This is a genomic window from Natrialba sp. INN-245, assembly GCF_009807105.1.
Taxonomy (GTDB): Archaea; Halobacteriota; Halobacteria; order Halobacteriales; family Natrialbaceae; genus Natrarchaeobius; species Natrarchaeobius swarupiae.
On record NZ_WUBV01000001.1, the window covers coordinates 41,657 to 64,072 of the forward strand.

Below are 22,416 nucleotides of genomic sequence, written 5' to 3' on the forward strand. Positions count from 1 at the left end.
GCGTGCGATTCAAACCCGTTCCGGAGCCGCCCGAGGGTCTCGAGGCCGTCGCTGGCGTCGCGGCCGCGGTTCCGGCCGAATCGGACGCGACCGCCAGCGACGCCGACTGCTGCTCCCGGCTCGTCGAGCGAGCCGACGTCGAGGGCCGCGAGGCGGCCGCAACCTGGCTGACGTTCCTCCGAGCGCTCGAGTTGGTCGAGACGGAACGCGACACGTATCGGCGGACGGCCAACGACGTCGATCCGGAATCGCTCCGGACCACGTTCCGGAGCCGCGTTCGCGACGTTCCGACCGTCCTCGAGGTACTCGAGGACAGTTCGACTGGGCTAGAGGTGGCGACAGTGACCAGGCGGGTTCGCGACCGCTCGACCGAGCGAACGGTGGGGCGCTCGCACCGCGAACCCGACGACTGCGCGAGGTGGGCCGAACGCGTCGAACGCCTGCTCGAGTGGGCGACCCTGTTCGGGCTGGTCGACCGGACGGCCGACGGGAACGGTTCGACGGTCCGGTATCGACGCGAGAGGGTCGACCGGTAGCCGATTTCCGTTTGCTGTGTCCCGCGTCTCCCAACCTATGGTGAGGTGTACCGATAGGACACGGCCAGCGGGAAAGAGCACGCGACCGGAGCGGTTGAGACCGTCTGTTTCGACCCCGACGACACTCGGTACGTACCGTCTGCCGGGTGGATCGTCCTCGGGCGTTCGGCCGAATCGGTGTCGACCTCCGCTGGATAATCGGAGACTACCACGGTCGACACCGCGACTGTGTCCAGAGAATACGATCGTAGCGGATCGCTCTGCTCAGTTCCCTCGAGACGTGAAAAGGCTGCGAAACCCACCGAAGCCGACACTCCTATGTATCGTCCAGTCGAACTCTGATATGGTAGCATCTATCACAGGTTGAGCGAGCAAAAAACCTATCCGATCACGTATCGGAGTCACTGACATCCCCGTTTAATCCGAATCATGAACGAAGTTCAACTGGAGGTTGCGAAGGCGTACCCGAACGACTCGGGTCGTGGTATCGCCCGACTCGACCCGGACACGCTGTTGCATCTGAAGCTGAGTCCGGGCGACATCATCGAGATCGAAGGTGCGGATACGACCGCGGCGAAAGTGTGGCGCGCCGACCGGCAGGACTGGAACACGGACACCGTTCGAATCGACGGCTTCACGCGCCAGAACGCGGACGTCGGCATCGGGGAGCGCGTAACGATCCGGAAGGCCGAAGCGACGAAGGCGGATTCACTCACCCTCGCACCCCCCGAGGAGGCGTCGGTCCAGTTCGGTTCCGACGCCGCCGGCATGGTGAAACGCCAGATCCTCAAACGGCCGGTCGTCGGCCGCGACATCGTCCCCGTGATGAGCTCGACGAACCACCCGTTCATGCGATCGCCCGGCCAGGCGATCCCGCTTATCGCGGTCGAAACCGACCCCGAGGGAGTGGTACTCATCACGGAAGATACCGACGTCGAACTCCGAGAGGAACCGATCAGCGGTTTCGAGAAGACCGGTGGCGGAATTACCTACGAAGACATCGGCGGCCTGCAAAGCGAGATCCAGCGGGTTCGGGAGATGGTCGAACTCCCGATGAAACATCCCCAGATTTTCAAGAAACTGGGTATCGAACCGCCACAGGGCGTCTTACTCCACGGACCGCCGGGGACCGGGAAGACGCTGCTCGCCAAAGCCGTCGCCAACGAGACCTCCGCTTCGTTCTTCTCGATCGCCGGCCCCGAGATCATCTCGAAGTACTACGGGGAGTCCGAACAACAGCTCAGAGAGATCTTCGAGGACGCAAGCGAGGAGTCGCCCGCGATCATCTTTATCGACGAACTCGACTCCATCGCGCCCAAACGTGAGGACGTCACCGGCGAGGTCGAACGCCGCGTCGTCGCCCAGTTGTTGACGATGATGGACGGCTTAGAGGCGCGGGGACAGGTGATCGTCATCGCGGCGACCAACCGCGTCGACAGCGTCGACCCTGCACTTCGCCGGCCGGGTCGGTTCGACCGCGAGATCGAGATCGGCGTTCCCGACGAGACTGGCCGCGAGGAGATCCTCCAGATTCACACCCGCGGGATGCCGCTTTCGGACGACGTCAATCTCCCCCACCTCGCGGACGAAACCCACGGTTTCGTCGGTGCCGACATCGAGAGTCTCACCAAGGAGGCGGCGATGAAGGCGCTCCGACGATACCTCCCGGAGATCGATCTCGACGAGGAGGACATCCCGCCGAGTCTGATCGACCGGATGATCGTCAAGCGAGAGGACTTCCGCGGTGCCTTGAACGAAGTCGAACCCTCGGCGATGCGGGAGGTACTCGTCGAACTGCCGAAGATCTCCTGGGACGACGTCGGCGGCCTCCACGACGCCAAAGATCAGGTCAAAGAGTCCGTCGAGTGGCCGCTGAACAACCCCGAACGCTTCGACCGTCTCGGCATCGACCCGCCGGCGGGCGTGTTGCTGTACGGTCCGCCCGGCACCGGGAAGACGCTCATGGCGAAAGCCGTCGCCAACGAGACGAACGCGAACTTCATCTCCGTGCGCGGCCCGCAACTACTTAGCAAGTGGGTCGGCGAGTCCGAGAAGGCGATCCGTCAGACGTTCCGCAAAGCCCGACAGGTCTCGCCGACGGTGATCTTCTTCGACGAACTCGACGCCCTCGCACCCGGGCGGGGCGGCGAGGTCGGCTCGAACGTCTCCGAGCGCGTCGTCAACCAGCTCCTGACGGAACTCGACGGATTAGAGGAGATGGGGAACGTGATGGTCATCGGCGCAACCAACCGTCCCGACATGATCGACCCGGCACTCCTTCGTTCGGGCCGGTTCGACCGTCTCGTCATGATCGGCGAACCCGACGTCGACGGCCGCGAACGGATCCTCGATATCCACACGGAGAACACGCCGCTCGCGGCGGACGTCACCCTCCGTGAAGTCGCGGAGATCACCGACGGCTACGTCGGTTCCGATCTCGAATCGATCGCCCGCGAGGCCGCGATCGAAGCACTTCGTGAGGACCACGAAGCCGACATCGTCGAGATGCGTCACTTCCGTCAGGCGATGGAGAACGTCCGACCGACGATCACGGACGATATCTTAGACTACTACGAACGGATCGAAGAGGAGTTCAAAGGCGGCTCGAGGGGACCGGACCCGACGGGTCGTCGGGACAGTCGCATCGGCTTCCAGTAACGACTCGTTTCTCTCTCGTACGTTCTTCGTACCTGCATTCCAGTTCGGGACGGTTTCCAACGACAGACGAACCGGCGAGCCCACACGACGGGAGAACGACCGTATTCGAGTAAATTGTAGTCAAGCGATCATAAACGGTCGTATCCGTATATACCGACGTGTGGGCGAGAACGCGTGTATCGATGTCGGATTCCCCGGCGCCAGGCGATCGAGGGTCGTCTTCGGTGAGCGGTCCACCGGTCGAGAGTGGGAACGACGATCGACGAAAGATGCTCGAGCGGGTCGTTCCGACTCTCGCCGAACCGATCCGTCGAGCGGGGTTCTGGACCGCAATCGTGGCTCCGTTTCTGTACTTTCCCGTGTTGTTCAACGGGTTAGGGACGTGGCTCGAGTTGCTCTTCTTTCTCGGTTTGCTCTCGGTGAACGTCCTGGCACTGTACGTCGGCCACACCTACCGTCGCTAATCGGCGTTGGCGTGGCCGACTGCTGTCACTGACCGGCGTTGGCGTAGCCGCCGGCTCTGGAGTGTCCCCCCCTACCGTCTCCACTGCCCGGCGTGTACGAGTTCCTCACGCAGCGTACGGCGCTTGACGATGACGAACCCGAGAACGATGAACCCGAATCCGACGAGCGTCGTCGTATCGACGACTTCACCGAGGTAGAGCCAGCCGACGACTGCCGTGAACACTGGGGCGACGTAGGAAACCATGTTGATCTCGACCGCGCCGAGACGCTCGAGCAGGTCGAAGTAAATCAGGAAGCCGATCGCACTCGCGACGACCGCCAGATACGCGAGCGCGCCGATCGCTTCCGGATGTGTCCAGGACGAGGGATCGATCGGCTCTCCCATCGCGATGCTGACGGCGTGCATGAGGAGTGCGCCGCCGATCATCGACCACGCCTCCATCGTCTCGATAGGGAGATCCGAGTCGAAGCGTCTGGTCAGGACGCCACCGAGTGCGAACGACGTGGCGGCACCGAATATCAGCAGTTTGGCGACCACATCGGTCGAAAACAGATTCGACGGATCGGGCTGAGTGATGACGGCGACGCCGACGAGTCCCAAGAGGACTCCGACGACCCCGACCGCCGACAGCGCGTCAGTGGGCATCAATGCCCGGGCGAACCCGGTCGTGAGGACTGGCGACAGACTGATGATGATCGCCGCGGCAGCCGCCGTCGTGTTCTGTTGTCCGACAAACAAGAACACGTGGTAGGCGGCGATCAGCAAGATTGCACCGACAGCCACGACAGCCCACTCGTCTCGTCGACGTGGTCGCCATCGATCAGCCGCGTAAACGGCGTACGCGAACATGAGTAGCCCGGCAACGTCGTATCGAAATGCGGCGAAAAGAACCGGGGGAAAGTGTCGGAGTCCCGCACTGATCGCGACGAATGCGGACCCCCAGAGGGCCGCGAGTATCACGAACAACCCGACGTTGCGAAACCGGTTCACACCGATGCTCACTTCGGACTAATCCTATATATTTCGATTCGAAACGTGCGACGTTTCCCGTAGACGAGACGTGTTCACGACCGAAGGACATCGCTCGAGAACGGGCACGCGGCAGTCATACGGTCTGCTCCGACTGATTGCCGGTCGTCGTGTGACCGGTCGGGACAGACGGACAGCGGTCCGTATCAGAGCGCCGGTCGCTGACGGATCTCGGGAACCTCCTCCGTCTGGCGGAACTGCTCAAGCAGTGGTTTGATGTCATCGAACCCGTCGTCGAGTACGATGTCACCGCTGCGAAGGTCGTACTCGATGATGTCGTAGTCCGCGAGACGCGGGAGGTGATTGTGGACCAAGGATACGTAGATTCGCTGTCTGGTCTCTTTCTCGATGGTCCCCGCCGGTTCGTCCAGCTCCCAGGCGGCCACCTGTGAGATGAACTCCTCGATGTTCGCCCCGCGGTCCTCAGCGAGGAGATACAGCAGATACCGGCGCTCGGACTCGGCTAACAGGGAACAGGCAGCCTCCATTCGGCTTGCACTCGTCCGGTCCATACAGACACGAGACGCGTCGGGGTATTACACCTGCTGCCAACACAGATAGGTCGGAATTCGGAGATTTTCGTTGACGCTGATCGGTGTCTCCGGGACGTACCGGCTCACGGACGAGTCTCCGCGGCGACTTCCCGTTCAGTGGGCGGGTGGAGAGACGCCCGGAACGACCGCGACAAGTTTCGATCTGATCCGACGGGGTTCGTCTGGCCTAACGGGTATATCCGTATCAGCTCGGTCCCGCCTGATCGCCCCGCTCGTCTGCCCCGGACGTCGACTCGGGGTCGTCGTACAGGTGACACGCGACCGGGTGATGTCCGTCGTCGAGTTCCGGATTTCGTCGTTCGCAGACGCTCTCGTACGTCGAAGCCAGCCGCTCGGCGGCTGCATCCCAGTCGGCTGTCGCCAGGTGTGCGAGCGCCTCGTCGACGGCTGCCTCGTGTCGACCGGATAGGTCGGACTCGAGCAATCGCCGCTTCAACTCGGTGACGAACGCTCGCGTCTCGCCGGCGTCGAAGTCGTCCTCACCGAGCGACTCGAGGGAGACGTCCCGACGTTCGATTCGCTCGCGGAGGTTCACGATCGCACGGTACTCGTCCTGATCGATAGCGAGGTCGTCGGGCGGGATCACCATCGGACACCGGGTTCGAAACCGGCAGCCGCTCGGTGGATCGCGGGGAGAGGGCACGTCACCCGAGATCGTCTCGCGATCCCGGTCTCGCTCTGCCGTCGTCGCCCGCGGTACGCTCTCGAGCAACGCCTCCGTGTAGGGGTGTTTCGGTTCCTCGAAGATGGCTTCGACGGGGCCGATCTCGACGATCTCGCCGAGGTACATGACGGCGACCCGGTCGCAGATGTGACGGATGACCGAGAGATCGTGGCTGATCAGCAGGTAGGTCAGGTCGAACTCCGTCTGGAGGTCTTCGAGCAGGTTCAGCACCTGGGCCTGCACGGAGACGTCGAGCGCCGACGTCGGCTCGTCGAGAACGAGGAACTCCGGCTCGAGCGCGAGCGCGCGAGCGATGCCGATCCGCTGGCGCTGACCGCCGGAGAACTCGTGGGGGTACCGGTCGAGCTGGTCAGCCGAGAGACCGACGCGTTCGAGCAGGTCGCGGACGAGTTTGCGCCGTTCGGCGTCAGTGTCGACGTCGTGAACGTCGAGGGGCTGTCGGACGATCTCACCGACCGTCATCCGAGGATCGAGACTCGAGAACGGGTCCTGGAAGACGACCTGTGCCTCCCGACGGAACTCGTTCAGTTCGTCCCCGCCGAGGTCGTAGACGTCACGTCCCTCGAACTCGACGCGACCATCGGTCGCCTCCTGGAGTCGGAGGAGCGTCTCGCCCGTCGTGGACTTTCCGCAGCCGGACTCACCGACCAGGCCGAGCGTTTCGCCGCGGTGGACATCGAAGCTGACGCCGTCGACGGCGCGGACGGCGACCGGCTCGCCCCCCAGCAGGCGGTCGAAGACGGAGTCGTTCTCCCAGAAGTACTTGTGGAGGTCGTCGACCCGCACGAGCGGCTCGTCGACACTCCTCTCGTCGGTCGTCTTCCCCCCGTTCGCACCCGTTCCGTCTGCCGTACTCGCGTCGTCCGTACTCACGGGCGGTCACCTCCGGGCTCGTCGACCGGTTGCCGCGGTGGGTTGCCGGGGCCGGTGGACTCGTCGATATCCGTTCCAGGGTCGGCGTATACGTCCGCGGTCGGACGCTCTTTCCCTCCGAAGTAGTCCGCCGGCAGCGCGCGGGACTCGTCGTACTCAGTCTCCGTGAGGACGCAGCGAACCTCGTGATTATCGCTTCCCGGCGCGTTGAACTCCGGCGGATGCTCGAGACAGTCCTCCATGGCCTTCGGACAGCGATCGGCGAACTGGCACCGGTCGTCCATCTCGTGGTCGAGCAGACTTGGGACGTTCCCAGGGATCGGCTGGAGACGCCCACCCGCGCGCTCGAGGTCGGGAACCGAACCGAGCAGCCCTTCGGTGTAGGGGTGGACGTGGTCGTCGAAGACGTCGGAGAGCGTCCCGCGCTCGACGATCTCGCCGGCGTACATGACGCCAACCTGGTCGCACATGCGTGCGATAACGCCGAGGTTGTGTGTGATCAACAGGATCGTCATGCCCGTCTCCGCCTGGAGCTCGTCGAGGAGGTCCAGGATCTGGGCCTGGATGGTGACGTCCAGTGCGGTCGTCGGCTCGTCGGCGATCAGCAGATCCGGCTCGCCGGCCAGCGCCTGCGCGATCATCGCCCGCTGGAGCATCCCGCCGGAGTACTCGTGTGGGTACTCGTCGGCTCGTTCGATCGGGTCGGGAATGCCGACCAGCTCGAGCAGTTCGATCGCCCGCTCGTGACTCGCCTCGGAGACGTACCGCTGGGACGGAAGAACCGTCGATAGGAGGTAGTTTCCGAGCGAATACTCCCGCGTTCGCGCCCGCGTCGATCGCGGGTTCGCGCTGGCCCGGCGCTGGACTTCGACGGCTTCCGCGAGTTGCTCGCCGACGGTCAGCGTCGGGTTGAAGCTACTTTCCGGGTCCTGAAAGATCATGCTGAACGATGTCCCGCGAAGCGATCGCCTGACGTCGTCGGAAAGCGCGAGCAAGTCGACGAACTCGCCGTCGACTGCGTCCGGATAGTTCCCTTCGACGTCCTCGACGAGGTCTCGGTTTCGATACCAGATCTCGCCGCTCGTGATCTCTCCCGGCGATTCGATCAGATTCATGACCGAACGAGCGGTGACGCTTTTACCGCTGCCGCTCTCGCCGACGATCCCGAATATCTCGCCGCGTTCGATCCGAAGATCGAGGTTCGAGACCGCGTTTACCTGTCCCTCCGTCGTGAAAAACCGGGTCGAAAGATCGTTTACTCGAAGTACATCTTCTGTCATCGTCCTTCACCCTCGATGTTTGGGTCGAGTGCGTCCCGGAGCCAGTCGCCCAGCAAGTTGACGCTGATCACTGCCAGGACGATCCCGATCCCCGGAAGCATCGAGACCCATGGTCTGGTTCTGAGGACGTCCTGGCCTCGTTCGATCTCGTATCCCCAGGAGAGCGTCGTTCCGGAAAAGCCAAGATACGCAAGCGATGCCTCCAGGAGGATGATCACCGCGACCTGAATCGTTGCGAGCACGATGATCGGCGTCAGGCTGTTCGGGAGGACGTGTTTCAACAGGATCGTCCGGTTGCTCGCCCCGAAGCTGCGTGCCGCCTTGACGTACTCTTCGTTCCGGATCGACAGTGCCTCGCCGCGGGCGACCCGCGCGAACCATACCCAGGTGACGAGGCCGACGACGATCGTAACGGTTCCGGGGATCGGTATCGATTCGGGCATCCCCTCTGCCAGTCCGGCCCGGACGATCGGATCGGGGACGTAAAATGGCGACTCCCCGAACACGCCGATAAGCGCAAGTGCGAGTACGAGCGCCGGGAACGCCAGCATGACGTCTGCGATACGCATCAGACCGTCGTCGATCCGGCCGCCGTAGTATCCCGCAACGAGCCCGACCGGAACCCCGATCGCGACTGCCATACTCGTTCCGAGGAGTCCAACGAGCAACGAGACTCGCGCCCCGTAGAGGAACCGCGAGTAGACGTCTTGTCCGACGTTGTTCGTTCCGAGGACGTGTTCGCTCGAGCCCTGTACCGTTACTTCACCGATTTCACCGTCCGCCGCGACCTGCGTTGTATATTCGTGACCGAGCGGTGGATACTCCGCACCCTCCTCCGTGTAGTGGCCCGTCCGAGTCGGATCGTGAGTAGCCAGAATCGGTGCGAACATCGCCATAATCAGAATCGAGAGCAACAACACGAGTCCGATTTTCGGGAGCAAGCTCTCGGAGAACGTCTGTTTCAGGTTCGATTTGACTCTCTTGGAAATCATTCGTCGCTCACCTGTGGGTTGAGATAGGCGTACAGTGCGTCGACGACGATGTTGATCGAGACGAACGCGATGGCGATGAAGACGACGATCCCCTGCATGAGCGGCCAGTCTCGCGCATCCAGCGCGTCGATGAGTCGGAGCCCGAGGCCGGGCCAATTGAACACTGTTTCGGTGATGACCGCACCACCCATCAGCGTCCCGATCTGGAGACCGAGGACGGTGAGGATCGGAATCATCGTATTTCGAAGCACGTGTTTGTACCGGACGAGGACCGCGGGCAGTCCCTTCGCCTGACTCGCCGTTACGTAGGGTTTTCCGAGCTCGTCGACCATTCCACTCCGGGTGAGGCGGGTGATCAGCGCCGTAAAGTACGTTCCGAGCGTGATGGCCGGAAGCGCGATGTATTTCAGCCACGTGAAGACGTCGCTCGGGGAGCCGGTCTGGGCGAGTGTCAGGACGGCCGGACCGAACCCGACCGGTCGCCGACCCGTCGGAAAGAGACCGGCCCACACGCCCAGAATGAGAATCAACATCAGTCCGAGCCAGAAGTTCGGCGTGGAGATCCCCAGCAACGAAAACAGCGTCGCTCCGTAGTCGGAGGGCTGGTTCCGTCGTGTCGCCGAAATGACGCCCAGCGGAATCGCGATGACGATCGCGACGATCGTCGCGGCCACAGCGAGTTCGATCGTCGCCGGAATGCGTTCGATGACCATCGCCTCGACCTCCCTGTTCGACTGCCAGGAGTAGCCGAAATCACCGACGACCATCCCCTGAAGGTAGTCGAAATACTGCACGTAGATCGGTTCGTTCAATCCCTCCTCTTCTCTGACTTGCTCGACGAGTGCCTGCGTTGCTCCCTCGGCAAGCATCAGGTTCGCCGGGTCACCGGGCGATACTGCCCGGAGCCCGAACATGATCGTGATGACTCCCCAGATGACGAACACTCCCTGAAGTATTCGCCGTACGAGGAACTTCCCCAGCGTCATTTGAATGTAGTACCCATAGACCGTATCGAGTGAATCGAGGGGCTGATAATCACGCTTTCGTTTCACCGGAAGACAGGCCGCGAGACCTGTCGTTACCGGTCCATTTCCCAGATGTAGACGGTCTCGTCTTCGCGTGGATCCCACTGGATGTCGTCTCTGACACCGTAGATACTCTCCTGGGTGTGGAGGAAGACGAACGGGGCCTTCTCGTGGGCGAGCTGGTTGACCTCCTCGAGCTGTGCTCGTCGCTCGTCGGGATCCTCGATCTGCTGGCTCTCGAGGATCGCGTCGCTGAGTTCTTCGTCGTGGAACGTCCGGTTCGGGTTGTCAGGGATCGTAAAGAATCCCTGGACGCCGTAGTCGGTGTCACCGGTGATGGTCCCCCAGCCGATCAGGTAGAACGGAATCTCCCAGGTGTCTTCGTACTCGTCGGGATCGACGCCGGCCTGGTTCGCGTCCGAGACGACACCGAAGTCGACGATGTTCGCCGAGCAGTCGACGTTGTCGAGTTGGTCAATCTGGTCGGCGACGGTCTCGCCGACGTCGGCGTCGTTGAGGTACCGTCCGGACGGTGCGACGAGTTCGATCTCCACACCACCGTAGCCGCTGTCCTCGACGAGGCTCTCGGCCGTCCCGATGTCCTGTTCGTATGGTTCGATACTGTCGTTGAAACCGTTGATTCCGGGTGCAACTGGCTGTCCTCGGGGCTCGCCGAACCCGCTGAGGATCGTATCGACGATCTCCTCGTTGTCGACGGCGTAGTTCATCGCCTGCCGGAACTCCAGACTGTCGAACGGTTCGACCGTGTTTTTCATCGGGCAGAAGATGTTCCGGAAGCTCGTCACCTGCCGTACCTCGACTCCGTCGGCGTTCTGGACGGTCGTCACGTCCTCCGGCAGGATGTTGATCGTGAGATCCGTCTCTTCCGTCTCGAGTGAGGCCACCCGACCACTGGATTCGCCATCGGCGTTGAACCTGACCGTCTCGAACGGTGGCTCGTCGCCCCAGTAATCGTCGAACCGCTCGAGGACGATCTCTTCGCCCGAGGTGAAGTCGACGACCTCGTACGGGCCGGTCCCGTTGAAATCCTCCGGATCGGCCCCGGAGATCGCCTCGTTTTCGGCGTCGTGGTTGTCGATCGCCCACTCCATGTTCAGCGCGCGAGCGTAGTTACCGAACTCGAACTCGGCCAGACCAGGCGCGGCTCCGTAGTGGACCTCGAGAGTCGTGTCGTCGACCGCCTCCGCGCCCTCGATCGAACCGAGGCCGAAGGTCCCGATCGGGCTCGGGACGCCCATCTCCGGATCGACCGTCCGATTGATCGTCCAGGCGACGTCCTCCGCGGTCAGGTCGTCGCCGTTGTGGAAGACGACGCCGTCCCGGAGGGAAAGCTCAGTCGTCCCTTCGCCTTCCTGGATCTCCCAGTCCTCGACGACGCGTCCGAAGATTCCCTCACCGGGTTCGAAGTCGAAAAGCGGTTCGTAGATGTGGTCGTACACGTCGAAGTAGTCTCCGGTGATGTGATCGAGTGGATCGATCGTGTCCGGAAACTGCGACAGCGTGATTGTGAGTTCGTCGACGTCTCCGTTTACGTCACCGTTCCCATCGTCGTCACCGTTACCGGTGCCGTTTCCGTCGTCCACACAACCGGCGAGCGTTCCGATCCCGGTCGCCGCCCCTGCGGCACCGGTAAGTTTCAGCAGCGTTCGTCGGTCGATACTTCGTCTATTAGCACCCTTCATACCAGATGGAGAAACAAGCAGGTTTTTCATAAATGTTGCTGATGTCAGGATCGGTTACTGTGTACTTCTTTTCATTTGGAAGACTGAATGGATATTCGATTATCAGTTCAGTATTTCCAAACGAATAATATGACCTCCAGAATTCGAACTCAATTGGACGATCGTTTCATTCCCCTCGAATGGCCGGAGCGAAACCGTCCACGTCGCAGTTCATCGACTCTTCGATCACACCCTCCGGTGGCGTTCGCCACCTGAATTCGTGTGTGCCAGATGAGCCACTTCTGACGTCGGCTCCCGTCACGAAATGAACCGCCAGCGGCGTCGGCAGCCACCTGGGTTGGATACGGATGAGAACGACCGAGCAATCGTTCCCGCTCGTTAGCAGACCGATATTCCGAACAAACGACGGGGGCGAGGGCGCTACAGTTCGTTCAGTTTTCGGAGTAACTGGCCGCGGTACTCCTGGTCGCTCGTCACGCCCTTGACCTCCAAGACGTTTCGCTCGAGTTTGTCGAGGGCGACACGAAAGGCGTTCTCCGCGCCGTAGCCTTCGCCGGTGCCGGCGACCTGGCCCTTGTTCGTGCGGAGGCGGATCTGGCAGTGGATCAACGGCGTCCCGCGCAGTTTCTCTTTGTGTTCTTTGAAGCGGACGTGTGCGTGCATCACCTGCATCTCGGCGTACTTGTCGGCGACCTCCGTGATGCTCTCGACGATCGACTCTCGGGAGATCGTATCGAGAAGGGAGATGTTCGTAATCTGAACGTCCATGTGTTCTTCTTCCGTAAACGTCAGCGCACGCAGGACGTCGGTCTTGGTGACGACGCCGGTGACGATCCGGTCGTCGTCCTCGGGCGTGACCACCAACCCGCCGTAATCGAGTTCGAGCATCGTCTCGACGGCTTCCTCTGCGGTGGCGTCGAGCGTCGTCGTCTCGACGGGGCTGTTCATGATGTCGTAGACCGGGACGTCGAGCATCCGTTCGTTGTCGCCAACTCGGTCCCCGGTGGTCATCCGGTCGTTCTCGCGGATGACGAAATCGGCGATGTCGTGGGTCGTCACGACGCCGGTGAGATATCCGTTCTCGTTCTGGACCGGGATGCGAGAGATGCCGTGTTCACGAAGCCTGTTGATCGCCTTCCCGATTCCGTCGTCCTCTGCGATCGTGACCGGCTCCGCCGAGTAGACGTCTTCGACCGTGAGTGCGTTGAGGTTCTCGAGAACCGCCTCGAGGACGGCATCGCTGCTGATGACGCCCCAGAGTTCGCCGTCCTCGAAGACGGGTGCCATCTTCGCGTTGCTCTCGATCAACACTCGAGCGGTTTCTCGGACGTCTTCGTCGCGGCTGACACGCGGGGCCGGTGCGCTTCGACTCGGCTTGATCAGGGCTGCCACCTTCGCGTCGTCTTCGACGTGAGACTGCAGCACCTCCCGCTCGCTGATGACGCCCTCGTACTCCCCGTCGTCAGCGACGATAATCCCCTTCGGGTTGCCGTTCTCGAAGGTCGAACGGACCTTCCCCATGCGCGTTCCAACGTCGACTTCGATGTACTCCTGCGTGGCGATATCAGCGATATTCATCGTTACGAGAGGATATACTGCTGCAGGGCTTTTGAAGATACTGCCTGTTCCCGTCGCCCGGAGGAAGTTTCTTGTCTTCGAACCGAAACGTACGACGTATGAGACCCGACATCAGCGTTCTCGGTCGGTACACCTACCTCGCGACCGAACTGTTCTGGGGAACCGTCGCGTTCGTCCTGCTCAGGCGAGCGGGCGCGCTGCGGAAAGCCGCCGTCACGATCCTCGTCCTCTATCCGATCGCGTACGTCTGGGATCGGTACACCCTCGCCGTCGGCGTCTTCGACATCACGCTCCGAACCGGCATCGACGTCGCCGGCATTCCACTCGAGGAACACCTGTTTATGGCTGTCGTCCCGGGGCTAGTCATCGGCATCCACGAGACGATATTCGGTAATGACGCCGCTGACGCCGCGGGCGGATAGAGCCCCGACCGGCTCCGACCTACCCGAGTTTCAGCGACTGCAACGCACCCGGACCGTCTTGGGTACTGGTGGTGTCCCGGCGAACGATGGACCGCCGACCTGCGAGCGAACGGGTGGGGGACGCCGACGACTCGAGCGATCGTGTCATCCTCCGTGCGATCGTTCGACTGGGCCTCGCCGTCGCCGTCCTCTCGGCGCTCGTCTTCGGGATCGTCTCGTTCGCGCCGTCGACGCTCGAGACGGTCGACGACGTTCGAGATCTGCCGAATCCGAGCGCCGACCCGCCGCCGGTCGACGAGCACTATCCCGACGTTACCGACCCCGACGACCCCGGAGCGTCGACGTACGAAACCGATGTCGAGCCCATCTCGTCGGCCGACGTCGAGCGATTCGTCCACGCCGAAGTGAACGACCGACGGGCCGACCACGGCCTCGAGCCCCTCGAGTGGGACGGCACCGTAGCCTCGGTCTCGCGTGCACACAGCCAGGACATGGCCGAGCGCGAGTACTTCGCACACGTCAACCCCGACGACGAAGGTCCGTTCGATCGGTTCAGCGCGGTCGACGGCTACTGTCGAGGCTACGGTGAAAACATCGCGCTCACGTGGGTCGACAGACCGGTCGAGCGGCCCGGAAACGGCGATATCGTCGAGTACCACACCGCCGAAGGGCTCGCGGAGGGGCTAGTCGACCAGTGGATGAACTCCACGTCCCATCGCGAGGCGATCCTCGAAGACCACGGCGGGCCGGGCTGGGACCGCGGCGGTGTCGGCGTCTACATCACCGACGACGGCGAAGTCTACGCGTCGCACAACTTCTGTCACGAGTACTGATAGGCTTGCTGTCCCGGTATCCCGGCGCAACTGCTGTCCGGATCCAGATGTGCCGGAAATAACGCACAGTAGACGGTATGAGACGACCGCTGGAGGTGGTGTGTAGGAAGTCCGTGGGACTCTCGGACGGACTGTGACACTGCCACACAAACCAGAAATGACGAACTCGAGAGTCACGACGGAGCCGGCACAGCTGTTGCAAACCGATCACAACGTCAATAGGTCGGCGGTCGTAGACCCAGTATGGATCCGAAAGCGACGACCCTCGCGCTCTATCGAACCGCGAGCGACCGCGACGTTACCTACCTCGCGGCCGGCTTCGCCTACTACGCGTTCGTCTCCGTGATCCCGCTCGTGTTGCTCGCACTCGTCGTCGGCTCGCTTCTCGGCGGGGAGCGGATCGCACAGCAGTTGATCCTCGTCGCCGGCGACTTTCTCCCCGAAGCCGGCGAGGACCTCGTTACCGACGCACTGACGACCGAAGCTGGACGCACAGAGGCGACGGTTGTGGCGCTCGGCGTCGCCATCTGGGGTGCGCTCAAGGTGTTTCGCGGGCTCAGCCTGGCTTTCGACAGAATCTACGACGAGGTCGCCGAGGACTCGCTTCTCACCGAGATCCGAGAGGGGCTGGTCGTCATCGTCGCCGGCACAGGTGCCCTGGCGCTGATGATCGTCGTGGGGACGGTGCTCGGTATCGTCTCCGGAGCCGTTCCGTACGCGGGAGTGCTGAGCTGGGTCGTCTTGCTAGTCGGACTCGTTCTCGTGTTCCTTCCGATCTACTACGTCCTGCCGCCGATTTCGATCGACCTCGCGGAAGCAGTTCCCGGCGCACTGTTCGCCGCCGTCGGCTGGGCGATCCTGCAGGCAGGATTCCAGCTCTACGCCGCGAACGCCGGCCGGTATCAGGCGTACGGCGCTGTCGGTGGAGTGTTGTTGTTCGTCACCTGGCTCTACTTCGCCGGCATCGTCATCCTGTTCGGGGCCGTACTCAACGTCGTCCTGTCACGGCCGGCACTCGTCGAGTGAGACGGGTTGCTGTCCCATTATCCGGTCACGCCCGCCCCACAGGCCGCGGCTGGGCCGGCACTGGTGGAGAGAAAAGCGTACGAAGAGTCGTCGACCAGTCCCGGACTAGTTTCATTTCATACAGGTTGTGGTCGTCGAAACAATTATGCTGGCCTGGTGGGCAGACAACCACCATGACCGACGACAGATCGCACCGTTCCGACGAGGACAACGTCGAAGGGGCAGCCGGCACCTCGAGTGGCGGGCTCGAGCCCGGTGGCGGGCCACAGCGAGTCGTCTCGGAGCGAAGCGTCGACGACATCCTGGACTCGCTGGACGAGTCCGCTCCGGACAACGAGTCGGAGGACGGTTCGCGTTCGAACGAGCCCGAAGACGACTCCCGGCCGATCGAAACGGCGAGCGAGACGGACGACGACCCGTCGTCCGACGACGAGAGTACCGGGCCGGAAGGGTCCGGTACGGTGGCGTTCGACGAGAAACGCGTTCCAGAGACGATCGACGAACCCGAGCGTCACGCCTCGAGCGACGGCCGTGGTGAAACAGTTCCCGCGAACGACGCTGGCGGTGAATCCGGAACCGAACCCGACGGCGAAACTGCCGGCGAGGATCGGGTCGTGGACCACGACGCACTCGAGACCCGGATCGCACGCGGGGACGTCACGGGTGCGGACGTTCGGGCCGCGGAAGCCGGCGAAGGCCGCGACCCCTCGCCCGAAATCGACGAGGTCGACCTCTCGCTGGACGACCTCGAGACGGCGAGTCCACCGACGAAATCGTACGCCCGGTCGACCGGCGATACCGCCCCAACCGACGGCGACGCGGCACGGATCGAGGGAGATACGGCCCAACTCGAGGCCAGTGAGGCTGGGGCCGACACCTCGGCGGGGTCCGCTGACGACAAAGGGGCCAGCGACTCCACCGGCGGCGTGATCGGCCGGATCAAAGACCTCTTTTCGGGGTAGGCACAACCGCGACAGTCGCGGTGACTCCTCGCCCCGTCGCTCGAGCGGCCCGACACCGATTCGACGGGCTGTCTCGGCGGACCGACACACGATTCTTCGTTCGGCCGGGTTTCTTTTTGTTCTCGTCGCCGGAAGACTCGAGCGATGCGCGCTGCCGTCCTCGAGGAACACGGCGAACCGCTCGTGATCGAAGACGTGGCGACTCCGGAGCCAGGCCGGGGTGAGGTCGTCGTCGAGACGCGGGCGTGTGGGATCTGTCGGAGTGACTGGCACGCCTGGCAGGGAGACTGGAGCTGGGTCGGCGCGTCGGTTCCGGAGGGCCAGATCCGCGGCCACGAGCCGGCGGGCGTCGTCGCGGCCGTCGGAGAGGACGTCGAGACCCTCGCGGAGGGTGATCGAGTCACCGTTCCGTTTCACCTCGGAGACGGCACCTGTCCGCACTGTCGGGAGGGGCGATCCACGGCTGTGGCGGCGTCGGTCTGTCGGCGGTCCACGTCGCGGTGGGACTCGGTGCCCGACCGATCGCCGTCGACGTCCGCCCGGAGCCACTCGAGCGGGCGCGGGAACTCGAGGCAGCCGAGACGATCGACACAACGGCGGTCGACGACGTCGCACAGGAGATCGTCGCGATCACGGACGGCGGCGCGAACGTCTCTGTCGACGCGCTCGGGATCGCCGACACCTGCCGAAACTCGATCCGAGGACTGGGAACGAGGGGAACGCACGTCCAGATCGGCCTCACGACCGGCGATGACGCCGGCGACATCGAATTGCCGAGTCGACCACATGACACTCGAGGAGATCGAGTTCTACGGCCCTCACGGCATGCCAGCCGTCCGCTACGGAGGGCTGTTCGACCTGATTCGACAGGGGACGATCGAGCCGGGAAAAATCGTCGGCGAGCACCTCTCGATCGAGGACGTTCCGGAGACGCTGTCCGCGATGGGCGAGTATCGAACCGTCGGAATACCCGTCGTCACGCAGTTCTGACTCACGTGGCCATCTGCTGGTGGGAACGAACCGAGAGTGTAGATCCCCAGCAGATCCAGCGGGAACAGGAGGATACCGACGCCGATCGAGACGCCGGCGGCGACGACACCCAGAAGGGGAGAATTCCGGAGACGATCAGCGATTCCGTGATCGCCTACTCGAGGCGGCCGTAGGAGCTGTCGGAGAGCATAGTCCCAAGGGATGTCGACTCAGCCACAATCATCGAAAGTGAACGTACGGCAGCAGTCGGACCACGGGTAGAGTAGACGAACTCTCGGCGACGTCGACGAGTCGTCGTCACTCCATCGGGTGGATGTCCGTGACCGTCCCGACGCCCTTGCTTCGACCCTCGCGGAAGACGAACTTCTGGCCCTCCTCGACGAGATACGGTCGGAACTTGAAGCGGACGGTGGCCTCCCCCGAGTCACCGGGCAGCAGACGGCCGTCCTCCGGATAGAAGGCGGCGGCCTCGCCGATCGTCTCGAGGTGGACGACGGGTTCGTAGCCGTCGCCGATCCGGGTCGGATGGTTGAGCACCATCACCTCGGCCTCGAACTCCCGTACCGGCTTGGGATCCGCATCGCGGGGGAGCAACGCCATCCCACGTTCGATCGCGCTCTCTTTGATCCCCTTGAGCGCGATGCCGACGATCCGTCCCGCCTGGGCCTCGTCGACCCGGTGGTAGTGCATCTCGATCGAGCGAACCTCAACTTCCTGGAACCGCCCGTCCGGCATCGGCCCGATCAGGAGTTCGTCGCCGGCCTCGACCTCGCCGGACATCACCGTCCCCGAGGCGACCGCCCCGACGCCGGTCACCGAGTAGCTGCGGTCGACGTACATCCGGAACTCGCCGGCGTCCTGGCCCGTCTTCGGGAGCCGATCGAACAGTTCGTCCAGCGTCTCGAGGCCCTCCATCGTGATCGCGCTCGTCTCGACGATCGGGACGACGCGCTCGCCGACCTCCTCGATCGCGGCGTCGACGCCGTGGCGGGCGACCCGCAGCGGCGACTTCTCGACCTCGCGAAGGAGCCGCTCGACCTCGCGTTCGACCTCCTCGACGCGTTCGTCGCTGACCGCGTCGGTCTTCGTGATCGCGACGATCGTCGGGAGATCGGTCGCGAGTAACACGCCGAGGTGTTCCCGGGTCGTCCGGGTCGGGCCGTCGTCGGCGGCGACCACGAGCAAGCCGTAGTCGAGTTTCTGCCCGACCAGTCCGCGGATCGTGGTCCGAAGCCACGGCTCGTGACCGACCGTGTCGACGAACGAGACCAGCCGATCGGCGTTCTCGACGACCTCCGCGCGGTCGGCTTTGCGGTTCGGATTTCGAACGCGGACGGGGCCGTCCTCGTCGAATCCGTAGACAGCGTAGGAGAGGTCCGCCGACAGCCCCCGTTCGACCTCGTGGGGCTGGACGTCGAGGTACGAACGGGTCGCACCGTCGCCGTCGTCGGGCGTGCCGGTCACGAGCGAGCCGACGAGCGTGCTCTTGCCGTGGTCGACGTGACCAGCCGTCCCGACGACGACGTGCTCGTCGTCCGTCTCGAGGACGCCGCCCTCGCGGATCGTGGCGACGCCGACGAGCCCCTCGTTTCGGCCGTCGCCAACGCCCCACGTCTGGACGTTCTCGATGTGTGCGTCGGCCTCCTCGGCGAGCAACGAGAGGACGTCCATCGTCTCGGAGAAGGTGTCGGGATCGACGCCGGCGAGCCCGCCGTCGTCGGTGACGCCCACGACGTAGGTGGCCTCGCCGTCGCCGGAGAGAATGCGGTGTCTGAGCTGGGCGGCCAGACTCTCCCGACGCCCACCCTCGAGGTGGACGTCTCGTGACAACCGTTCTTTGAATTCGACGCTGCCACCGTCCTGTTCGCCACGGTCCAGGGCTCGCTCGAGGAGAGCCCGGTCACGGCTCATACCCACCGGTAGAGAGCCACACGGCAAAAGCCTTCCCGTCACGTGCTGACAAACGTCACGGTTACCGACCCCGAACCCCTCCTGAACGATCCTCTCCCGACTCGTGGCCTCGAGCCCGCCATCCGACTCGAGACGAGTTCCGGGCCCGGATTCAAGGCGTTCGAGCGCCTACGAGTGGTATGAGCGTCAGCGGTCTCTGCCAGATCTGTGAGTCTCGCCCGGCCCAGGAGCGGTGTGACAACTGCGGGACGATGGCGTGCGAACAACACTACGAGCGAGGGCTGGGGTTGTGCGCCGACTGTGCCGCCCAGGCCGATCCCGGTCGCCGGGACGACGTCGACGTCAACCGGTTTTGAGACCGGCCGGTATCGTCGGTACCGGCGCGAACAGGGGCGGGCCGTGAGTACGCCGGGTGCGACGAGTCCTACCCCGGGAGTGGCGGACAGCGGCCTCTCTACTCGCGGTACTGGTTCAACCGCTCTTTGAGCCGTCGCGCCGCCTGACCGCTGGCCTGGGCGAACTGTTCACCCTGATTCTCGCCGGCGAAGATGATCCCCCGCGAGGAGTTGACCAGCCCGACGCCGTCGGCCAGCCCGTACTCGATGGCGGCCTCGGCATCGCCGCCCTGGGCACCCACGCCGGGGACGAGGAAGGGAAGGTCCGGAACGATTTCGCGGACCTCCTCGAGTTCGTCGGGCGTGGTCGCGCCGACGACGAGACCGACGTTGTCGTTCTCGTTCCACAGGTCCGCGAGCGCGGCAATACGTTCGTAGACGGGTTCGCCGCTCTCGAGTTCGAGGTCCTGGAGGTCCTCGCCGCCGGGGTTGGAGGTTCGACAGAGGACGAAGATACCCGCCTCCTCGTTCGACAGGAACGGCTGGAGGGAGTCCCGACCCATATACGGATTGACCGTGATCGCGTCGACGGTCTCGAGGATCTTCGCGTACTGTCTGGTCGTGTTGCCGATGTCCGCCCGCTTGGCGTCGAGCAAGACGGGGACGTCCTTGCCGTGAGCATAGGCGACCGTCTCCTCTAGGGCTCGCCAGCCGTCGGGATCCTCGTAGAATGCGGCGTTTGGCTTGAAAGCGGCGGCGTGTTCGTGGGTCGCATCGATGATCCGGCGGTTGAAGGCCCACCGCGGGAGATCGTACTCTGCTAAGTGATCGGGAATCCGCGACTGATCGGGATCGAGGCCGACGCTGACGACGCTGTCGACCGTCCGAATCCGGTCGTGAAGCCGGTCGAAGAAGTTCATACTCGCGACTGTCGTCCCAGAGGTCGAAAAAGTTCCTATCCGGTCGAGGGGCGAAGATGGGAGATATTCGACCGATCCGTCTCAGTGATCGTGACCCTCGTCGTCCGATCCCTCGAAGAATCGCCCGCGGTAGTACTCGGCAAGTTCTCTGTCGAACGACTCGAACTCGAGGATGTCGTCCTCGTCGTATTCGTCGAACTCGTCGACGAACGACTCGGCGTCGCTGCGGTCGGCGAACGGTGTCGGGTTCCGCATCATGATGTCGTCGACGTGGTCCGGATCGGTCACACGGACGAAAACCGCTTCGGAGGCGTCGAGGAGTTCTCCCGTCTCATATCCGGTAACCCAGACGTTCGCCACGTCTTCGTCCGGCCCGCCGAACTCCTCCGGAGCGGCGTAGTACGCGGCCATACACCCCGAAGAACAGAAGAATTCGCGATGGCCGTCCTCGTGAACTAGCTGGGCGTTCCAGTCTGGATGTTCTCGAGCGACCATGCTGCAGACAGCGCACTCCCTGTCGTCGGGGAACGCGGCTGCCACTTCGATGTCTTTCTCGCCTCCAGCGTCCTCGTCAGTACCTTCCGTCTCGCCTTCGTCGGATTCCGACGCAGGTTCGTCGTCCGACTCGCCTCCGTCACCAGGTGCGTCGTCTTCACCCGTCTGGTCGCCCAGACAGCCCGCAACGCCGACTACCGTTCCCGTGCCGATTACACCGAGTACGCGACGTCGTCCATACCTGGAAGTTGAGTCGTCTTCCATATCGCTACGAACGAGCAAGGGATGTAAACGCTATTTGGTACTTTCGTCGAACGCGTTCGATGGACAAACCAAAGGTCGACTTTCGTGTCCGAAGCTCACCGATACCGCTTTGAACTCTGGGGTATCCATCATCCAAATTTTATGTGGCTCCAGAACACTTTCTCCGATCCCGACGATATACTGCCGGGCGTCCTTGATACGGATTGTTGTCAGGGTTTACCGGTGATCGGTGACCCCGTCCGAGCGATCACCGGTACCGAACGACAACGATCCGTATGATACGGACCGCGATGAGTCGTTACCGGTCGATCGCAGACCGGCGGTGCGATCGACCGGAAATCAGTCATCGCAGACCGTATGAGTCGATGCGAGCGTCCGCTTCCCGAGCGACTGTGTCCGGTCTGGGTAAAAATCCGACTATCTGAACCCGAATCCCTATCAGAACTCGAGCAACTCGACGAGGTTTCCCTCCGGATCGCGGACGAACAAGACGGTGCTCCCGGTCTCGGTGGTCTGTGGTTCGCTGATCGTCGCCACGTCATCCGGAAGCCCCTCGTAGAACGCGTCGGCGTCGTCGACTTCGAGTCCAACGTGGCTCGCCCCGGGCTGGTTGAGCCCCGCGGACGCCGACGCTCGTGCCTTCGGGTCGTACTCGACGAGTTCGATCCGAACGCCCTCACCATCGAGGTGGACGAACTCGGCGCTTGCGTCCTCGACGCCGACCGCACTCGAGAACGCCTCGCCAGAGACGGCGAACCTGTCGGCGACCGAGAGGCCGAGGACGTCCCGGTAGAACGAGAGCGTCTCCTCGAGGTCGTTGACGGTGATGCCGACGTGATGTGTGCTGCAGTTCGGATCGGGCATACTCCCGACTCGGGA

21 protein-coding genes and 1 pseudogene are annotated in these 22,416 nt (G+C 63.2%); 10 read left to right on the forward strand and 12 right to left on the reverse strand.

Going from position 1 to position 22,416, the window contains the following annotated elements; all coding sequences use genetic code 11:
- Positions 1-2: 2 nt before the first annotated feature.
- From GRS80_RS00200 to GRS80_RS00210, 3 genes are all read left to right on the forward strand, one after another.
- Positions 3-536: a hypothetical protein gene (locus tag GRS80_RS00200; protein WP_160045786.1), complete on the forward strand. Its 534-nt coding sequence runs from the start codon at positions 3-5 to the stop codon at positions 534-536.
- 429 nt (positions 537-965) lie between these two features.
- Positions 966-3,194: a CDC48 family AAA ATPase gene (locus tag GRS80_RS00205; RefSeq protein ID WP_149082132.1), complete on the forward strand. Its 2,229-nt coding sequence runs from the start codon at positions 966-968 to the stop codon at positions 3,192-3,194.
- Positions 3,195-3,418: 224 nt separating this feature from the next.
- Entirely contained in the window at positions 3,419-3,658 is a 240-nt protein-coding gene (locus tag GRS80_RS00210; protein ID WP_343161386.1) for a hypothetical protein, read from the forward strand.
- Positions 3,659-3,729: 71 nt separating this feature from the next.
- Here the strand turns inward: GRS80_RS00210 and GRS80_RS00215 are convergent, their stop codons facing one another.
- From GRS80_RS00215 to GRS80_RS00250, 8 genes are all read right to left on the reverse strand, one after another.
- Positions 3,730-4,650 carry a DMT family transporter gene (locus GRS80_RS00215; protein WP_343161387.1) on the reverse strand — a complete coding sequence of 307 codons (921 nt, stop codon included), beginning with the start codon at positions 4,648-4,650 and terminating at the stop codon, positions 3,730-3,732.
- Positions 4,651-4,835: 185 nt separating this feature from the next.
- Complete coding sequence (locus GRS80_RS00220) at positions 4,836-5,201, reverse strand: hypothetical protein (RefSeq protein WP_149082129.1); 366 nt, start codon at positions 5,199-5,201, stop codon at positions 4,836-4,838.
- Positions 5,202-5,427: 226 nt separating this feature from the next.
- Positions 5,428-6,714, reverse strand: coding sequence for an ABC transporter ATP-binding protein (locus tag GRS80_RS00225; protein ID WP_343161389.1), 1,287 nt, complete (start codon positions 6,712-6,714; stop codon positions 5,428-5,430).
- Between the two features lie 83 nt (positions 6,715-6,797).
- Positions 6,798-8,081: an ABC transporter ATP-binding protein gene (locus GRS80_RS00230; RefSeq protein WP_160045788.1), complete on the reverse strand. Its 1,284-nt coding sequence runs from the start codon at positions 8,079-8,081 to the stop codon at positions 6,798-6,800.
- Positions 8,078-9,073: an ABC transporter permease gene (locus tag GRS80_RS00235; protein ID WP_160045789.1), complete on the reverse strand. Its 996-nt coding sequence runs from the start codon at positions 9,071-9,073 to the stop codon at positions 8,078-8,080. The genes GRS80_RS00230 and GRS80_RS00235 overlap by 4 nt, the downstream gene beginning before the upstream one ends.
- On the reverse strand, positions 9,070-10,059 hold the full coding sequence (locus GRS80_RS00240; protein ID WP_160045790.1) for an ABC transporter permease: 990 nt from the start codon (positions 10,057-10,059) through the stop codon (positions 9,070-9,072). The genes GRS80_RS00235 and GRS80_RS00240 overlap by 4 nt, the downstream gene beginning before the upstream one ends.
- A gap of 92 nt (positions 10,060-10,151) precedes the next feature.
- Positions 10,152-11,801, reverse strand: a complete 1,650-nt coding sequence (locus tag GRS80_RS00245) for an ABC transporter substrate-binding protein (RefSeq protein ID WP_160045791.1) — start codon at positions 11,799-11,801, stop codon at positions 10,152-10,154.
- A gap of 420 nt (positions 11,802-12,221) precedes the next feature.
- Complete coding sequence (locus GRS80_RS00250; protein ID WP_160045792.1) at positions 12,222-13,379, reverse strand: CBS domain-containing protein; 1,158 nt, start codon at positions 13,377-13,379, stop codon at positions 12,222-12,224.
- Between the two features lie 98 nt (positions 13,380-13,477).
- On the opposite strand from GRS80_RS00250, the gene GRS80_RS00255 reads away from it, so the two are divergent.
- The 6 genes and pseudogenes from GRS80_RS00255 to GRS80_RS00280 all read left to right on the forward strand — a co-directional run bounded on the left by GRS80_RS00255 (position 13,478) and on the right by GRS80_RS00280 (position 17,785).
- Positions 13,478-13,801 carry a lycopene cyclase domain-containing protein gene (locus GRS80_RS00255; protein WP_149082123.1) on the forward strand — a complete coding sequence of 108 codons (324 nt, stop codon included), beginning with the start codon at positions 13,478-13,480 and terminating at the stop codon, positions 13,799-13,801.
- Positions 13,802-13,887: 86 nt separating this feature from the next.
- Positions 13,888-14,634, forward strand: a complete 747-nt coding sequence (locus tag GRS80_RS00260; RefSeq protein ID WP_160045793.1) for a CAP domain-containing protein — start codon at positions 13,888-13,890, stop codon at positions 14,632-14,634.
- A 243-nt stretch (positions 14,635-14,877) separates the two neighbouring features.
- Positions 14,878-15,660, forward strand: a complete 783-nt coding sequence (locus GRS80_RS00265; RefSeq protein ID WP_149082121.1) for a YihY/virulence factor BrkB family protein — start codon at positions 14,878-14,880, stop codon at positions 15,658-15,660.
- A 173-nt stretch (positions 15,661-15,833) separates the two neighbouring features.
- Positions 15,834-16,622 (forward strand): hypothetical protein, encoded by a 789-nt coding sequence (locus tag GRS80_RS00270; protein ID WP_160045794.1) that lies wholly within the window; start codon positions 15,834-15,836, stop codon positions 16,620-16,622.
- A 144-nt stretch (positions 16,623-16,766) separates the two neighbouring features.
- Positions 16,767-17,612, forward strand: a pseudogene (locus tag GRS80_RS00275) (alcohol dehydrogenase catalytic domain-containing protein).
- A gap of 5 nt (positions 17,613-17,617) precedes the next feature.
- Positions 17,618-17,785, forward strand: coding sequence for a hypothetical protein (locus GRS80_RS00280; RefSeq protein WP_160045795.1), 168 nt, complete (start codon positions 17,618-17,620; stop codon positions 17,783-17,785).
- A 124-nt stretch (positions 17,786-17,909) separates the two neighbouring features.
- On the opposite strand, the gene GRS80_RS00285 is transcribed toward GRS80_RS00280, so the two are convergent.
- Positions 17,910-19,523 (reverse strand): GTP-binding protein, encoded by a 1,614-nt coding sequence (locus tag GRS80_RS00285; protein ID WP_160045796.1) that lies wholly within the window; start codon positions 19,521-19,523, stop codon positions 17,910-17,912.
- A gap of 179 nt (positions 19,524-19,702) precedes the next feature.
- Between GRS80_RS00285 and GRS80_RS20250 the strand changes: the two genes are divergently transcribed.
- Positions 19,703-19,879 (forward strand): hypothetical protein, encoded by a 177-nt coding sequence (locus tag GRS80_RS20250; protein WP_200840293.1) that lies wholly within the window; start codon positions 19,703-19,705, stop codon positions 19,877-19,879.
- A 98-nt stretch (positions 19,880-19,977) separates the two neighbouring features.
- Here the strand turns inward: GRS80_RS20250 and pyrF are convergent, their stop codons facing one another.
- The 3 genes from pyrF to GRS80_RS00300 all read right to left on the reverse strand — a co-directional run bounded on the left by pyrF (position 19,978) and on the right by GRS80_RS00300 (position 22,401).
- Positions 19,978-20,778: an orotidine-5'-phosphate decarboxylase gene (gene pyrF, locus GRS80_RS00290; RefSeq protein WP_160045797.1), complete on the reverse strand. Its 801-nt coding sequence runs from the start codon at positions 20,776-20,778 to the stop codon at positions 19,978-19,980.
- Positions 20,779-20,859: 81 nt separating this feature from the next.
- The gene (locus tag GRS80_RS00295; RefSeq protein WP_160045798.1) at positions 20,860-21,537 is read right to left on the reverse strand and encodes a nitrous oxide reductase accessory protein NosL; all 678 of its coding nucleotides are present in this window, start codon (positions 21,535-21,537) and stop codon (positions 20,860-20,862) included.
- A gap of 438 nt (positions 21,538-21,975) precedes the next feature.
- Complete coding sequence (locus tag GRS80_RS00300) at positions 21,976-22,401, reverse strand: VOC family protein (protein ID WP_160045799.1); 426 nt, start codon at positions 22,399-22,401, stop codon at positions 21,976-21,978.
- Between the last annotated feature and the right edge of the window lie 15 nt (positions 22,402-22,416).

What these genes read in the sequence shown, in the direction of transcription:
- pyrF (WP_160045797.1), bottom strand. Translation starts at nt 20,778, where the DNA reads ATGAACTTCTTCGACCGGCTTCACGACCGGATTCGGACGGTCGACAGC.
- GRS80_RS00250 (WP_160045792.1), bottom strand. Translation starts at nt 13,379, where the DNA reads ATGAATATCGCTGATATCGCCACGCAGGAGTACATCGAAGTCGACGTT.
- GRS80_RS00270 (WP_160045794.1), top strand. Translation starts at nt 15,834, where the DNA reads ATGACCGACGACAGATCGCACCGTTCCGACGAGGACAACGTCGAAGGG.
- GRS80_RS00255 (WP_149082123.1), top strand. Translation starts at nt 13,478, where the DNA reads ATGAGACCCGACATCAGCGTTCTCGGTCGGTACACCTACCTCGCGACC.
- GRS80_RS00300 (WP_160045799.1), bottom strand. Translation starts at nt 22,401, where the DNA reads ATGCCCGATCCGAACTGCAGCACACATCACGTCGGCATCACCGTCAAC.
- GRS80_RS00235 (WP_160045789.1), bottom strand. Translation starts at nt 9,073, where the DNA reads ATGATTTCCAAGAGAGTCAAATCGAACCTGAAACAGACGTTCTCCGAG.
- GRS80_RS00295 (WP_160045798.1), bottom strand. Translation starts at nt 21,537, where the DNA reads ATGGAAGACGACTCAACTTCCAGGTATGGACGACGTCGCGTACTCGGT.
- GRS80_RS20250 (WP_200840293.1), top strand. Translation starts at nt 19,703, where the DNA reads ATGAGCGTCAGCGGTCTCTGCCAGATCTGTGAGTCTCGCCCGGCCCAG.
- GRS80_RS00260 (WP_160045793.1), top strand. Translation starts at nt 13,888, where the DNA reads ATGGACCGCCGACCTGCGAGCGAACGGGTGGGGGACGCCGACGACTCG.
- GRS80_RS00240 (WP_160045790.1), bottom strand. Translation starts at nt 10,059, where the DNA reads ATGACGCTGGGGAAGTTCCTCGTACGGCGAATACTTCAGGGAGTGTTC.
- GRS80_RS00265 (WP_149082121.1), top strand. Translation starts at nt 14,878, where the DNA reads ATGGATCCGAAAGCGACGACCCTCGCGCTCTATCGAACCGCGAGCGAC.
- GRS80_RS00230 (WP_160045788.1), bottom strand. Translation starts at nt 8,081, where the DNA reads ATGACAGAAGATGTACTTCGAGTAAACGATCTTTCGACCCGGTTTTTC.
- GRS80_RS00220 (WP_149082129.1), bottom strand. Translation starts at nt 5,201, where the DNA reads ATGGACCGGACGAGTGCAAGCCGAATGGAGGCTGCCTGTTCCCTGTTA.
- GRS80_RS00285 (WP_160045796.1), bottom strand. Translation starts at nt 19,523, where the DNA reads ATGAGCCGTGACCGGGCTCTCCTCGAGCGAGCCCTGGACCGTGGCGAA.
- GRS80_RS00245 (WP_160045791.1), bottom strand. Translation starts at nt 11,801, where the DNA reads ATGAAGGGTGCTAATAGACGAAGTATCGACCGACGAACGCTGCTGAAA.
- GRS80_RS00205 (WP_149082132.1), top strand. Translation starts at nt 966, where the DNA reads ATGAACGAAGTTCAACTGGAGGTTGCGAAGGCGTACCCGAACGACTCG.